The 13,176-nt window shown below is 48.3% G+C and carries 11 protein-coding genes; 2 read left to right on the top strand and 9 right to left on the bottom strand.

Annotated features, from left to right (window positions below; translation table 11 throughout):
* Positions 1–27: 27 nt before the first annotated feature.
* The 6 genes from cls to QMA39_RS12180 all read right to left on the bottom strand — a co-directional run bounded on the left by cls (position 28) and on the right by QMA39_RS12180 (position 7,105).
* Entirely contained in the window at positions 28–1,473 is a 1,446-nt protein-coding gene (gene cls / locus QMA39_RS12205; RefSeq protein WP_027953355.1) for a cardiolipin synthase, read from the bottom strand.
* A gap of 143 nt (positions 1,474–1,616) precedes the next feature.
* The gene (locus QMA39_RS12200; RefSeq protein WP_027953356.1) at positions 1,617–2,165 is read right to left on the bottom strand and encodes a transcription repressor NadR; all 549 of its coding nucleotides are present in this window, start codon (positions 2,163–2,165) and stop codon (positions 1,617–1,619) included.
* A 77-nt stretch (positions 2,166–2,242) separates the two neighbouring features.
* On the bottom strand, positions 2,243–3,712 hold the full coding sequence (locus QMA39_RS12195; protein WP_281658900.1) for a sucrose-6-phosphate hydrolase: 1,470 nt from the start codon (positions 3,710–3,712) through the stop codon (positions 2,243–2,245).
* 202 nt (positions 3,713–3,914) lie between these two features.
* Positions 3,915–4,409 carry a PTS glucose transporter subunit IIA gene (locus QMA39_RS12190; protein ID WP_281658899.1) on the bottom strand — a complete coding sequence of 165 codons (495 nt, stop codon included), beginning with the start codon at positions 4,407–4,409 and terminating at the stop codon, positions 3,915–3,917.
* 146 nt (positions 4,410–4,555) lie between these two features.
* Complete coding sequence (megL, locus tag QMA39_RS12185) at positions 4,556–5,734, bottom strand: methionine gamma-lyase (protein ID WP_281658898.1); 1,179 nt, start codon at positions 5,732–5,734, stop codon at positions 4,556–4,558.
* A 90-nt stretch (positions 5,735–5,824) separates the two neighbouring features.
* On the bottom strand, positions 5,825–7,105 hold the full coding sequence (locus QMA39_RS12180) for an EAL domain-containing protein (RefSeq protein WP_281658897.1): 1,281 nt from the start codon (positions 7,103–7,105) through the stop codon (positions 5,825–5,827).
* Positions 7,106–7,297: 192 nt separating this feature from the next.
* Between QMA39_RS12180 and QMA39_RS12175 the strand changes: the two genes are divergently transcribed.
* The gene (locus QMA39_RS12175; RefSeq protein ID WP_281658896.1) at positions 7,298–8,884 is read left to right on the top strand and encodes an FAD-dependent oxidoreductase; all 1,587 of its coding nucleotides are present in this window, start codon (positions 7,298–7,300) and stop codon (positions 8,882–8,884) included.
* Between the two features lie 312 nt (positions 8,885–9,196).
* Entirely contained in the window at positions 9,197–10,102 is a 906-nt protein-coding gene (gene rarD, locus QMA39_RS12170) for an EamA family transporter RarD (RefSeq protein ID WP_206934443.1), read from the top strand.
* A 282-nt stretch (positions 10,103–10,384) separates the two neighbouring features.
* On the opposite strand, the gene QMA39_RS12165 is transcribed toward rarD, so the two are convergent.
* From QMA39_RS12165 to QMA39_RS12155, 3 genes are read right to left on the bottom strand one after another with little or no spacing between them, the layout of a single operon-like run.
* On the bottom strand, positions 10,385–11,350 hold the full coding sequence (locus QMA39_RS12165) for an FAD-dependent oxidoreductase (RefSeq protein WP_281658895.1): 966 nt from the start codon (positions 11,348–11,350) through the stop codon (positions 10,385–10,387).
* A 51-nt stretch (positions 11,351–11,401) separates the two neighbouring features.
* A complete protein-coding gene (locus tag QMA39_RS12160) occupies positions 11,402–11,857 on the bottom strand; it encodes a hypothetical protein (RefSeq protein WP_027953362.1) in 456 nt (151 codons plus the stop codon).
* 41 nt (positions 11,858–11,898) lie between these two features.
* Entirely contained in the window at positions 11,899–13,116 is a 1,218-nt protein-coding gene (locus QMA39_RS12155) for an NAD(P)/FAD-dependent oxidoreductase (protein WP_281658894.1), read from the bottom strand.
* Between the last annotated feature and the right edge of the window lie 60 nt (positions 13,117–13,176).

The following is a 13,176-nucleotide window of genomic DNA, read 5'->3' as shown; positions in this document are numbered from 1 at the left end:
TGCACACGATGTGCAGGGGTTTTTACGTTATAAGATCGGCGACAACAGCCGGGAGATCGCTTCTTTGAAACGAATCCACGTTGACCTTGATTGATAAAGAGGCAGGGTAAGTTGAGTAGAATCCATGATATCTTCATGAAAACGGTCGGACAGTTCTGTCGCTGCGTCAGGATGATACAGAAATGCATTGACTTCAAAATTGAGCCGGAAACTGCGCACATCAATATTGGCCGTCCCGACAGAAGCGATTTTATCGTCCACAACAATCGTCTTGGCATGGAGAAATCCTTTTTGATAAATATAAACCGTTGCCCCCGCCTTCAACATATCACCGATATTCGAATACGTCGCCCAGTAGACAAAAGGGTGATCCGGTTTGTTCGGAATCATAATCCGGACATCCACGCCTGAAAGAACGGCGACACGAAGCGCATCAAGGAGACTGTCATCTGGAATAAAGTACGGAGTCTGGATATACACGTATTTTTTCGCCGATAAGATCATCTTCAAATAGCCGTGTTTGATCTGCTCCCATTCCGAGTCAGGTCCACTTGAAACAATCTGCATGGCGACATCACCCTTCGGCTCTGCCTTGTAGTAGCGTTCTTCATAAACGATGTCTCTGCGGGAGGCATGGTTCCAATCGAGAATGAAACGCGTCTGCATATTGTTTACCGCCTCTCCCTCGACACGGAGATGAGTATCGCGCCAGTAGCCGAACCGTTTATTGAACCCGAGGTATTCATCCCCAATATTGAACCCGCCCGTATAGCCGATTTTTCCATCAATGATGGCAAGTTTCCTATGGTTGCGGTAATTGATCTTTAAATTGACCTTCGGAATAAAGGAAGGAAAAAACGACTCCACCTGGATGCCGGCCTGCTTCATCTTCTTCAGGTAGCCCCGCTTCAAAAGGCGTGATCCCATGTCATCATAAAGAAGCTTCACTTCAAGACCAGCTTTTGCCTTTCGAATCAACGCATCGGCGAGCCGCTGCCCAAGGTTATCGTCCCGGAGGATGTAATAGAGCAGATGGATATGATCTTCCGCCTGTTCAATATCTTCAAGAAGAGCCTGGAATTTCTTCTGCCCATCCGTAAAGATCTGCACAGCATTGTTCTGGGAGAGAAGGGCATCATTGTTCTTCAGATGCATGTATATAAGATCCTCATAAGGAATAATGTCTTTATGCTGAACTTCCAGATGTCCTTCCTTAATGGCCGTCAACTGCTCCTGGACAGCCGTAAGAAGACCGAGACGGCTCTTTTTATCCCATGTGAAGATTTCTTTCCGGTTGAGGCGTCTCCCGAAAATCAGGTACAGCAGGAAGCCTGCAATAGGAATGAATAAGAGCACCATCAGCCACGCCCACGTCGCACTGGCATCCCTTCGTTCAAGGAAGATGATCGCCAAAGCCAGAAGGACGTTTAAGCCAAGAATAATACTTAATAAAATCGGAAATATGTCTACCATGTATACACCTGCCTTTTATTGAACACCATTTCTCTCAATATATCATATTCTCCACCTCACACAGGTTGGGAAAGGAATGAAATCATGTAAAAAATACCATAAAAAAAGACAGGCGCATCTCCTTATGCCTGTCTCATACACGTCTACCCTTGATGCTCCAAGAGAATTCCTGCTTCTTTAAGAGCCTGTTCTGCTTCATCCAGTGCTTCCCTGCTCTCTGCAGCAATCGTATGCGTATGGATGCCGCCCGTAAGCTCCAATAAAAAGGGAGCATTGGTGGAACGGACTTTTTCAATGAACTTCTTTACATCCCGGCGGTTTGCCACTTGAAGCCTTGCGGTCAAATCCCCGTATACCGGGTGCTCTACGACGACGTCCCGGACGTGGACACCGTGATCCACCAGGATATTCAATTCATTTTCTGTCTCGCTGCCTTCGTGCTGACACACAATGGTCCGCTGATAAGCCAGATCTTCTTTCGCCTCTGACATATACATGTAGCCTTGACTGGTAGCCACAATCGGTTCGTTCCCCGCTTTCAAAAGGGAAACGTCGCCGACAATTACCTGTCTCGTTACATTCATTTCTTCAGCTAGAGCACTGCCCGTAATCGGCATCCCCCGCTGCTTCAACAGGGTGAGGATGTACTCCCGCCGTTCATTTGCTTTCATTTTCTTAGAAGATTGACTCATAGACATGACCCCTTCGTGCAAATTACGTATCCTTATCTTACCATACAAAAATAGTGTTCAGGAAGCTTGGCAGGGCCTCACCCCTGCTCAAGCGTCCATCCTGACAAATTCCACTTTTCAATGGAGAAGGTGCTCTCCCCAAGAGAAGTAAACAAAATATGCTCTTCTTCCGGCTGAGGGAAAATCCGTGAGGTGAACACTTCCTCGCCCCCGTTCACGAAAATTTCCAGGCTTGATGTATCCGCAAAGATACGTAAGCTTTCCAACGGACGCTCAAGACGGACTCTCCGGAATTCCGTTTCGGAATGCTCATCCAGACGTGGACGCGATAAGGTAAGGATGCCATTTCTATAACTGAAGGAGGCATACTGGTAGAATTCCAGCGCAAACTGATCCCCGAGCTTTTCAAATTCAAGGTTAAGCTCTATGGACCGCCCTTCTACGCCTCTCACAGCTTTCTGATCATTTTCAATTGTGATGGACGAATGCAGAAGGACCGGCCCTCTCATTTCCTGCAGTTCCTCCACCGGGGACTGAATCAGCTGTCCGTCCCTCCATGTCAATTCCCGCGGAAGGGTCAGGGCATGGATCCAATGGTTATCGATCGTTGGGTGAGCCTCCTCCCATTGATCAGGCACTCCCATCCATCCGACAAGGAGGCGTCTCCCCTGCTCATCCTCCATCGTCTGCGGAGCATAAAATTCAAATCCTCGGTCCAGTTCCTTAAAGGGGCCGTGATCGAAGGTTCCTGCCTCATAATCCAAACTTCCGGTGAAAAATCCACTCTGATAAGTGTTGGCATAATCCATCCCATCCGGGTCAAGCCCCTGTGGAGAAACAATCAATACATCCCGGCCGTTCAAATGAAAGAAATCCGGGCATTCCCACATATAACCGAACGCTTTCAGCGGCCCTTGGAAACTCCCTGCGGCAGGTCCGATAAACTCCCAGTTTTCCAGGTCCGGTGATTGATATAACAACACCTGCCCCTGCCTGGCTTCCGTCTGTGCCCCGACAACCATGTACCACTTTCCCTCATGATGCCACACTTTCGGATCCCGGAAATGACTGGTATACCCTTCAGGACGCTCTGCGACGACACCTTTTTTCGTGAAGGTCATTCCGTCACTCGAAACGGCCAGGCACTGATACTCCTCCTCAGGCTCTCCATCACCATCTATATTCCCTGTATAGAAAAGATGCAGCTGATCATCCGATACGACAGCACTCCCTGAGAATGCCCCGTCCTTATCAAACCATTCGGACGGCGTAAGCGCAGGCTTTTGCTCTGTCCAGTGGATAAGATCCCTGGATGTCCGATGTCCCCAGAACTTGGCCCCGTGGCCTGTATGGAAAGGCATCCACTGATAAAACAAGTGGTAGGTCCCGTTCCACTGGATCCATCCGTTCGGATCATTCATCAATCCTGCTGCAGGCATATGGTGGTACGTGAGGCGGTAAGGGTCATTTTCCACACTCTCTTTGTTATTACGTACTTCCGCTTCTACAAGTTCTCTCAGTTCCTCGTCCCGCTCCGTCAATGTCATCCCCCTCTATGTATAAATACGTCCTATCACCTGATTCTTTCCACCTATTATATAGCGTTTTCTATCTATTTTCCATTCATATCCCAGCAGATGAGCACGAGCCGACAACCATGCTTCTCCCTGAAGCTTGCTTTGTTTCTTCAGGTATTCTGCATAAAAAAGAAAAAAGCCTAAAACACCAGAGTATTTTAGGCTTTTCCTATTACTTCGTCGTTAAGACAGCCACTGTAGACTGACCGGCTTCTGCATGATCACTGTACGATGGTTCAAAAGAGTCGATGATATCGTCATAGTTGGTAATGATGACAGGAGTAATCGTGCTCTTCGCTTTTTCCTTAACCAGATCCATATCAAATGTGATCAAATGGTCTCCAGCCTTCACCTGGTCTCCAGCTTTCACGTGACCTTCGAAACCTTCCCCTTCCATTGATACAGTTTCAAGACCGATGTGGACAAGGACTTCAACACCGGACTTCGTTTTGATCCCTACGGCATGGTTGGTCGGGAACAGTTGAACGATTTCTCCGGATACAGGACTGACCACTTTTCCATCTGCAGGTTCAATGGCAACACCATCACCCATCATACGCTGGCTGAATACAGGGTCGTCCACCTCATCAAGCGCGACAACTTTTCCGCTGACAGGAGCAGTAAGCTGCTCTTCTTCATTTTTTTTACCGAATAATTTTTTAAACATACGGCACCGTCCTTTATGATTTTATAAATGTTAAAGATAGTTTCACGGTTGTTCATGAAGCTACTTTTACTTTTCCCTGCACCGGAAAGGATAAACGCCGAACAAAACAAAAAAGCCGGACAGGTGTCACGGCTTTGACGCGTTCATCAATCTTCCGAGAGGGACTGATATAAATCATACCAAATATCGTCGACGGCTTCGAGTCCGACGGATATACGGATAAGCGATTCGTGAATGCCCATGGCGTTCCGCTGCTCTTCAGGAACGACCGCATGAGTCATGGAAGCGGGATGCTGGATCAATGTTTCGGCATCTCCCAGACTGACCGCAATCTTAATGAGGTTCAACCGGTTGATGAACTGTTCCGCTTCTTCCCGTCCTCCGTTCAATTCAAATGCGATGACTCCCCCTCCGGTCTTCATTTGATTTTGTACAATCGCGGTCTGCCTGTCATCCGCAAAGCCCGGATAATATACGTGCTTCACTCTCGGATGACGAATCAGACGAGCCGCTATTTCAGACGCATTCGCACTATGGCGATCCATGCGGAGGTGCATCGTTTTCATTCCTCTGATCAACAGCCACGCATCAAATGGAGATAAGATACCGCCAATGTCCTTCTGCTGGGAAGAAGCAAGCTTCTCCATAAACGAGTGACCGCCTACGACGACACCGGCTACGACATCACCGTGTCCTCCTATATATTTCGTAGCACTGTGAACGACAACGTCGCATCCAAGTTCGAGCGGTCTTTGAAGATAAGGCGTGCAGAACGTATTATCAACAACAACCGGGATGCGGGACAAAGAGGCTGTCCGTGACACCATCTCCAAATCTATGACTTTCATCGTTGGATTTATCGGCGTTTCTACGAAAATACAGGCCGTACGATTTGTTATCGTCTGCTTCAGTTCCTCCTCTGTCTCCATGGAACAGAAGTCATGAGTAATCCCATATTTCTCTTCCATCATCTTGAGCAGGCCGTACGTACACCCATACAGACCATTGGAGCAGACAATATGGTCACCGGCTTTTGTAAGCGCAATTAGGACAGCCGACACAGCCGCCATACCGGATGCAAAGGCAAGTCCCTTCCCGCCACCTTCCAAAGCAGCCATTCGTTCTTCAAACTGGGCGACGGTTGGGTTGCCCAGCCTGGAATAAATATAGCCCTGCTCCTCACCGGCAAACCTGCGCGCCCCTTCCTGAGCGGAAGCAAATGAAAACGTAGAGGTTTGATAGATCGGGGTGGTCAGGCTCCCTGTTTCATTATGTCCTGCCTGCTCATTGTGAATCATCTTTGTTTCCATATGTGTCTTTTTCATAACCCTTCCCCTTCCCTTTTCTGTAAGCGTTTACATTAATAGTTTATCAAAAAAGGAGGGAAAAGGCTCCCCCCTTACCTACTATATTCATCACAGAGACTCTTGTTCTTCTACATCGTCTCCGTCCTTATATTCATTGAAATATTCATGAAAGAGCCGCTCTGCCCATGCAGCCGCACGACCATAACATTCAAACAGCTGGGAAAGAGTAAGAGGAAAATCAGTCAGCCGCTCCAGCCAATCAAAATCAGCCGCTTCCAGCTTTACAGCAATATCAAGAAGTTTTCTGTATGTATTGTTCTCTCCACGAAAAGCTTCTTTAATCTCTTCTGCAAGCGGCAGCGGTTCGATCGTTTCCAGCGAAGGGCGCTGGGTAAGAACATCGATTAATGACATAAATCCTGTAAGGAAATAACCCTCTGCTTTTTCCTTCGTATAGATTTTCACAGCCATCTGTTCACACATCTTCGCTCGTACAAGACTTGTTTTCACAATAAGCCTGGTATGAGCAGACTTTGCAGGAATGGTCTGGTCCACAGACAGCACATACAGCCACTTCTTCAAGGATTCTGTTCCAAGCAGCATAACCGCCTGTTTAATGGACTGGACTGGAAATTTCGACTCGCGCCGTGATGTGTTTATCAGTCTGAGAAGTTTATAGGTGAGGGCCGGGTCCTGTTCGAGAATTTTCGTAATGCGTTCCATATCGATGTCTTCATCCGCTGTCGATAGTTCCATCAGCATTTGAACGTATGTGGAGGTGAAAAAAGGAATGTCCACCCCTTTTACGATGTCAGGTCTGCTGTAATAAAAACCCTGGAAAAGTTCAAAACCTTCCTGAAGGCACCGCTCATGCTCCTCTCTGGTTTCCACTTTTTCAGCCAGCAGCCGGATGTTGTAATTTCCGGCAAGCGCCATGATCTTTCTGCGGTTCTCTTCTGTAACCATACGGATATCCACCTTAATGATATCCACGTAATGAAGCAGCTCGAAAATAGAGGCTCTTTCCGGGTCGATAAAGTCGTCAAGAGCAATGGTGTACCCTTTTGATTTCAACTCACGGCACACCTGGATCATCTCGAAACTGAATGACACATCCTCAAGAATCTCAACGACCAATTCTTCAGGGGCGAAGTATGCCGGAATTTTTTCCAACAACAGATCCTCCGTGAAATTAATAAAGCAGGGCTTATGATTGGACAACCGTTCCAGTCCGATTGTAACGAAACTGTTCATCAGCACGTCCGATGTTGCCTTGTTCTCATCCATGGGCACAAACCGGTTTTCCTCACTATTCCGGTATAGAAGCTCATAGGCGTACACATCATCCTCCACCGTCAAAATCGGCTGTCGGGCCACAAATACTTCCATCCTGTTTATCACCTCAATCTGATTCCATATACCTACTGATTATACTACAAAAGTTTCCATACAGGGGGGGCAGGTACAAGCCTGCCCCTCCATTTTTTCCTGCGGATTGTCGAAAACTTATCCTTCTTCCAGATACATGATTTGGTAAGGAAAGGAAACACTGAAAGAAAAGCATCTCTCAGGAGGGTTTCTATGACACAATTTGAACAGTGGACACAACCTGAACCACTATGGAGAGAAGATACATCCTTGTCTTCCTATGAACCGTTAAAAGAAGATACATCTGCGGAAGTTGCTGTCATCGGCGGTGGTATTACCGGAATAACGACGGCTTATCTGCTGGCTAAAACCGGGAGAAAAGTCATTCTTCTGGAAGCGGACCGATTGATCAACGGCACCTCCGGACATACGACAGCCAAAGTAACGGCCCAGCACGGATTAATCTATCACGAGTTGATTAAACACTTTGGTGAGGAGTCCGCCTCCCTCTATTACCAGGCACAGACAAAGGCCCTCCAAACGATGAAAGAATGGGTCGATAAGTACAATATCGCCTGTGACTGGGCGGAAGAAGACGCTTTTTTATTCGCAACCACCTCTAAAGGAGCATTGAAACTGGACAAGGAGTACGAAGCCTATCAGAAGTTGGACATTCCCGGCGGTACCGGGAATGAACTCCCTTTCAGCATGGATGCTGAAAAAACACTTCGCATGAGAAACCAGGCGCGGTTCCACCCAGTGAAATATCTGAAAGCCATCGTTGAGGAGTTTGTGAGACTTGGAGGAGAAATTTACGAACAAACGAAAGCGGTCGACGTTACTGAGAAAGACCGTCTTGAAATTAAAACCGGCGGCGGGTCCGTCGTGTCCTGCGAGAAGATGGTCTCCTGCAGCCATTTCCCTTTTTATGATGGAAAAGGCCTGTACTTTTCCCGCATGTATGCGGAAAGATCCTACGTGATCGCTGTCGAACCCGAGCGTGAAGTTCCTGAGGGCATGTACCTGTCCATCGACGAACCGAAACGCTCGATCCGCACGGCTGAGTACAACGGAAAGAATGTACTCATCATCGGTGGAGAAAGTCATAAAACCGGCCAGGGGATCGATACCCGCTTCCATTACCGGGCTCTCGAAGAGTTTGCTGCCGTGACGTTCGGCATCAGGAAGAAGCTCTTCCAATGGTCTGCCCAGGATTTGACGACGCTCGATAAGGTTCCTTATATCGGACCGATCACCCGGAAAAATGACCGGATTTTTATTGCGACCGGTTTCCGAAAATGGGGCATGACCAATGGAACACTGGCTGCCCAGCTGATTACCGATTATGTATGCGGGGAAACCTCCTTGTTCCACGAGCTTTTCAAACCATCCCGTTTCAAGTCAGATCCAAGTATGAAGCAGTTCATTTCCCAGAACTTCGATGTAGCCGCCCACCTGGTGGAAGGAAAAGTCGAACTGGTGGAAGATAAACCGAACCGTTTAAAGAAGGGAGAAGGAATGGTTGTCCAGTGGAAAGGCCAGAGAGCTGGTGCATTCAGAGATGAGGAGGGGCAGCTTCACGTCCTGGATACCACCTGTACCCACCTTGGATGTGAAGTCGAATGGAACAGTGCGGAACACTCCTGGGACTGCCCGTGTCATGGGTCGCGCTTTTCCTATGATGGTTCTGTCATGGAAGGACCAGCCGACCAGCCTCTTCTGAGAATAGCGATCGACAACCATGCGGAACTCCCGTTTCAAAACCTTGATGATGCAGACCGGCCTCAGGATACGCCATAATCAATGACAAACGTGTCACCGCTTGTAGAGAAACCCTGTGTTTATCTACAAGCTTTTCTCATGCTTCCAGATCACCGGAGGCCGCATCCACTGGTCAGCCGCACGTATCCTACGGAGAAACCAGTGTCCGGCCTATTCTTTTCAATCATCTAAAAACCCACGCTTCTTCATTGGTTGCCCTGAAGTGCATTCTTTTCGATTTCAAGTGAAAAGGATGCACTTCAGGGCTTTTCCTTCCATCCTGTTCTGAAAATGGTGCTATAATGATTCGGACGTACATCGATCAGTTTTTTCGTAGAAAGGAGGACAGAGATGGAAAATGATCAAAAACTAGGAATCATTTATACAGCCGGGGCCTATATTTTATGGGGCATTCTTCCGATTTACTGGAAATGGATTCAGGAAATTTCCGCCTATGAGATTCTTGCCCACCGCATCGTCTGGTCGTTTGTCTTTATGACGCTGATCATTTTGGTTCTTCAAAAACAGAAGGCGTTTTTCAAGGAATGCCGCCGCATTTTAACGAATAAGCGGCAGATGATCGGAATTACACTGGCATCTGTGACCATCAGTATCAACTGGGTGACCTACATACTTGCTGTCAATACCAATCACGTGGTTGAAGCCAGTCTCGGCTATTACATTAATCCGCTGGTCAGCATTCTGCTCGGCATGATTTTCCTTCAAGAACGCTTCTCGAAAGCCCAGTGGCTCGCTTTCGCTCTCGCTGGAACAGGCGTGCTTTATATGACACTAAAGTTCGGCTCCGTCCCCTGGCTTGCCCTGCTGCTGGCCTTCAGCTTCGGGACATACGGCCTGCTGAAAAAACTGGTGCCGTTGAACGCCATGTTTGGTCTGACCATTGAAACGTTCATCGTTACACCAGCTGCGCTTTTCTTCCTGCTCCAACAGCAAAGCGGACAGTGGGCATCTGTAGAATGGGGATCGCTCACAGCACTCCTTGTCTTCGGCGCTGGAGTCGTTACCGCTGTCCCGTTACTTCTATTCTCAGCGGGGGCCAAACGGATTCCACTTTCCATGGTGGGTTTTTTACAATATTTCGCGCCAACGATTATGCTGTTCATCGGAGTATTCCTCTATGACGAACCATTCACATCGGTGCATGGCGTTGCCTTTACATTCATCTGGGCAGGACTTGCCGTTTATACGATGGCTCGCATGAAACGCATGAAGAAATACGAACCGAAAGTCACATAAAAAGGTGTTCTCCTATAGAGAACACCTTTCAGCTTGTAGAGAAACCTTTTTTCTAGTGACCCCAAAGGAGCGATCACCAATACTTGGTCATGGATAGGACTTTCCCCAAGCAGGCGGCAGTGACGCCTGCGGGAAAAGGGCGAGCCGAAGATCCACTTGGTGAAATGGTTTTTTTTGATCAAGTTAGCTGAGGCCGTGCCCCGGCAAGCATCCACCGATAAGCGGAACGTGCCCTCTCAACATGACATACGCACAACTCTAACTGGATAGGACGAACTTTTTCTACCAGCGCAGATGCGCGGCGGCATCTTTCCCTGACAAATAGGCACTTTCAAAACGGGTCCGGCCGGCTGTATCGTTCGGGCGGAGAAACGCATCTCCTCCGACGATGAGTCTGCCGTCTCCATTCACATCAAGACAGGACTCCTTCACAACTTTCCTTGCCTGGGCATACCTCCACCGCTTCAACTGCTCCGACTCCAGGTCGTCCCAAGGAAGATAGTTCTCCGCCTTTTCTTTCACCAGAGACATGACATAATCCTCGCCGTAGTATTTTCTGGACCAGTCTCCTGTCATGTAGACACTGACGATCACGTCTTCAGAAATTCCTTTTTTACTATGATCGACAATCCGTTCCACACCTTCGGGAAGGTCTTGATCCAAATGGCCATGCTCAGGGAGCTCTGTAGGCTTGTTGAATTCAAACAACCCCACATACGTTGGCTCAAACAGGATGCCTTTCAATTGTTTTTTCACAGGTTCAGGCATGCTCATGGTACTGTTTCTGAAGAGCTCCAGAACCTGGGGGACAGGCATCGTCAAATACAGACTGTCCGTCTGCCATTCAGAACCGTCTGCACTGTAGACCCTGTATCCCCCGTCATTTTCCAATAATTTTTCGACCCTTGTTTCCAATAAGGTGGGGATACCCTCAGCAAGCTGCTTGGCAAAAGCATTCATTCCGTCTACAGCCGTATACCGCGGGTGGTCGTCACCGAACCATTCCTTTACCCATCCGGCCTCTACCCAGTCCTGGACTTCTTCTTCAAGCTCTTCTGTACGGACCGTAAAAAACTGGGCCCCGTGGTCCGCCCTGCCGCCTGCAATCCGGCGGGTGGCGAGGCGTCCCCCGACACTTTTCCCTTTATCGACAAGCAGGATATTTGTACGTCCCTGCTTCATCAGACGGCGCGCGGCTGTTATTCCTGCAAGGCCTGCACCGATAATCGTCACTTCATAATGTTCCATCCTTGACCCTCCCCTTCTCTTGGGCTTCCTTTTCAGAAAACCACATTCATCCTATATTTTTTCGACTTCAAGAACTTCATCAAGAATCGGATAAACCGCCTCGACTCCTTCTTCTGCCACCAGACAGGCGACACCGAGAGGCGTTTCCCAGAAAGTCTCTGGAATGGCCGGATTCTTCAAGCCGGCCGGCTGATACAACGAACGGTAAATCCGGTTCAAGTGCTCCCTTGTTTCTTCTGCTTCCTTCGGTTTCTCTCCACGGGCGACCAAAAAGACCCAGCGCATCGACTGAAATAGATTATCGCCCGGCATAAACGTGTATTCTTTAAAAAACTTCAATTGTTTTTCAGCTTTTTCTGTCAGACCTGTTTCTACAGCAAGATCGTCAAGATGGCCATGCAGATGGCGGTACACCATTTGAAAGATTCTTCTTTTTTCGTCCTGCATCACTTTATCTGTATAAATTTCCTGCAGCTTTTCGAAAGCTGATGTTTTCGACCATTCCATCTTCTCATCACCTCTCTTAACCATTTCGCCTTCAAAGGAAGTTAATCCTTCCTGAAACCGAAGGAGGAAGCTTCCCCTTCCACCGATTGATAAAAAAGAGGGAAATCTTTGGTGTCTTCTTTCAAATGCCGTCCCATATGAGGCATCAGCTTATTCCACGCCATAGGATTGGCCGCGATGGTTTGAAACAATGCCATTTCGTTGTCTGTCCACTTCCGGAGCGATTGGATATAATCCAATGTCAGCTGAAATCCCGGCAGCAGCTGCTCATCCCTTCGACTCTGAAAACGATCCAGGGACGTTTCCCAATCCACCCCTTCATCCATCTGCTGAAAAGCATCGGCCAGCAGGAAGGACTGCAGAAACGCATCATTGATTCCAAGCCCCGTACTTGGATCTTTGCTGTGACCAGCATCTCCAAGGAGGACCCAGCCCTCTCCATAAGCATTCCTGAAAAAGTTCGGCATTCCGGGGGTTCCGATAATCTTTCCCTGTAGAACTGCCCCCTCCATCCTCTTCTTCATTCCGTAAAATTGATTAAACGTTTGTTCAAATGTTTCCTGTGGCGCTTTCATCATGTCTGCAAACTCCCCAGGGTGTATTTCAATACCGAGACAGTTCCGGTTTTCCTCCATTGGAAAAACAAAGCCGATTCGTCCTTCATGCAGGAAAATCTCCGTTACAGGTTCGCTTAACGGCTCCACGCCTGTGTAATAGCCGTATAACACAGGACGGAGTGGCTTCGTTTCCCGGTACTTCTCTGCTCCCGTCCAGGCAGCGATGTTCGAGTGCTTTCCATCTGCTCCGGCCACCCACGCGGCATAGGCCTCCCACGTTTTCCCTTCCGTTTCAAGGTGAAGTCCGGTAACGCGCCCATCCTCCCTGATCAAACCTCTTGCTGACGTACGCGGCATGAAGGTAACGGAATTCAACCCCTCGGCCTGCTCGATCAGAAGCGGGTCGAGCACATCACGTTTAGGTATAATCGTATAATCCGCTCTCGGTCCTTCCATAAAGCTTTGGCCGATATACGTCCGCATCCGACTCACTTTCCTCAAACCAGTCTCTTCCAGTTTATGAAGGATGCCCAGCTCCTCAAGGAAGCGGGTATGGGACATAAAGTGAGTGGATAGTGTGTCACTTGGAAACGCGGCTTTATCGATCAACAGAACACGCTTCCCCATTTTCCCGAGCAGGACAGCCAGACTCGCCCCAGCTGCCCTGGCTCCTGTAATGATCACGTCATATGTATGATTCATTCCGGTCCTTCCTTTCTTTCTCAACCTGTGTCCCATCATAATCGGTTTCACGTAAAAAAA

The organism is Halobacillus sp. Cin3 (assembly GCF_947311855.1).
In the GTDB taxonomy this organism is placed as follows: Bacteria; Bacillota; Bacilli; order Bacillales; family Halobacillaceae; genus Halobacillus; species Halobacillus kuroshimensis.
The sequence above is the reverse complement of the archived record's forward strand: the minus strand, read 5'-3'. Positions and strand labels throughout refer to the sequence as shown.

Excerpts from the sequence above, each read along its gene's own strand:
- cls (WP_027953355.1), bottom strand. The coding sequence starts at position 1,473 with ATGGTAGACATATTTCCGATTTTATTAAGTATTATTCTTGGCTTAAAC.
- QMA39_RS12200 (WP_027953356.1), bottom strand. The coding sequence starts at position 2,165 with ATGAGTCAATCTTCTAAGAAAATGAAAGCAAATGAACGGCGGGAGTAC.
- QMA39_RS12195 (WP_281658900.1), bottom strand. The coding sequence starts at position 3,712 with ATGACATTGACGGAGCGGGACGAGGAACTGAGAGAACTTGTAGAAGCG.
- QMA39_RS12190 (WP_281658899.1), bottom strand. The coding sequence starts at position 4,409 with ATGTTTAAAAAATTATTCGGTAAAAAAAATGAAGAAGAGCAGCTTACT.
- megL (WP_281658898.1), bottom strand. The coding sequence starts at position 5,734 with ATGAAAAAGACACATATGGAAACAAAGATGATTCACAATGAGCAGGCA.
- QMA39_RS12180 (WP_281658897.1), bottom strand. The coding sequence starts at position 7,105 with ATGGAAGTATTTGTGGCCCGACAGCCGATTTTGACGGTGGAGGATGAT.
- QMA39_RS12175 (WP_281658896.1), top strand. The coding sequence starts at position 7,298 with ATGACACAATTTGAACAGTGGACACAACCTGAACCACTATGGAGAGAA.
- rarD (WP_206934443.1), top strand. The coding sequence starts at position 9,197 with ATGGAAAATGATCAAAAACTAGGAATCATTTATACAGCCGGGGCCTAT.
- QMA39_RS12165 (WP_281658895.1), bottom strand. The coding sequence starts at position 11,350 with ATGGAACATTATGAAGTGACGATTATCGGTGCAGGCCTTGCAGGAATA.
- QMA39_RS12160 (WP_027953362.1), bottom strand. The coding sequence starts at position 11,857 with ATGGAATGGTCGAAAACATCAGCTTTCGAAAAGCTGCAGGAAATTTAT.
- QMA39_RS12155 (WP_281658894.1), bottom strand. The coding sequence starts at position 13,116 with ATGAATCATACATATGACGTGATCATTACAGGAGCCAGGGCAGCTGGG.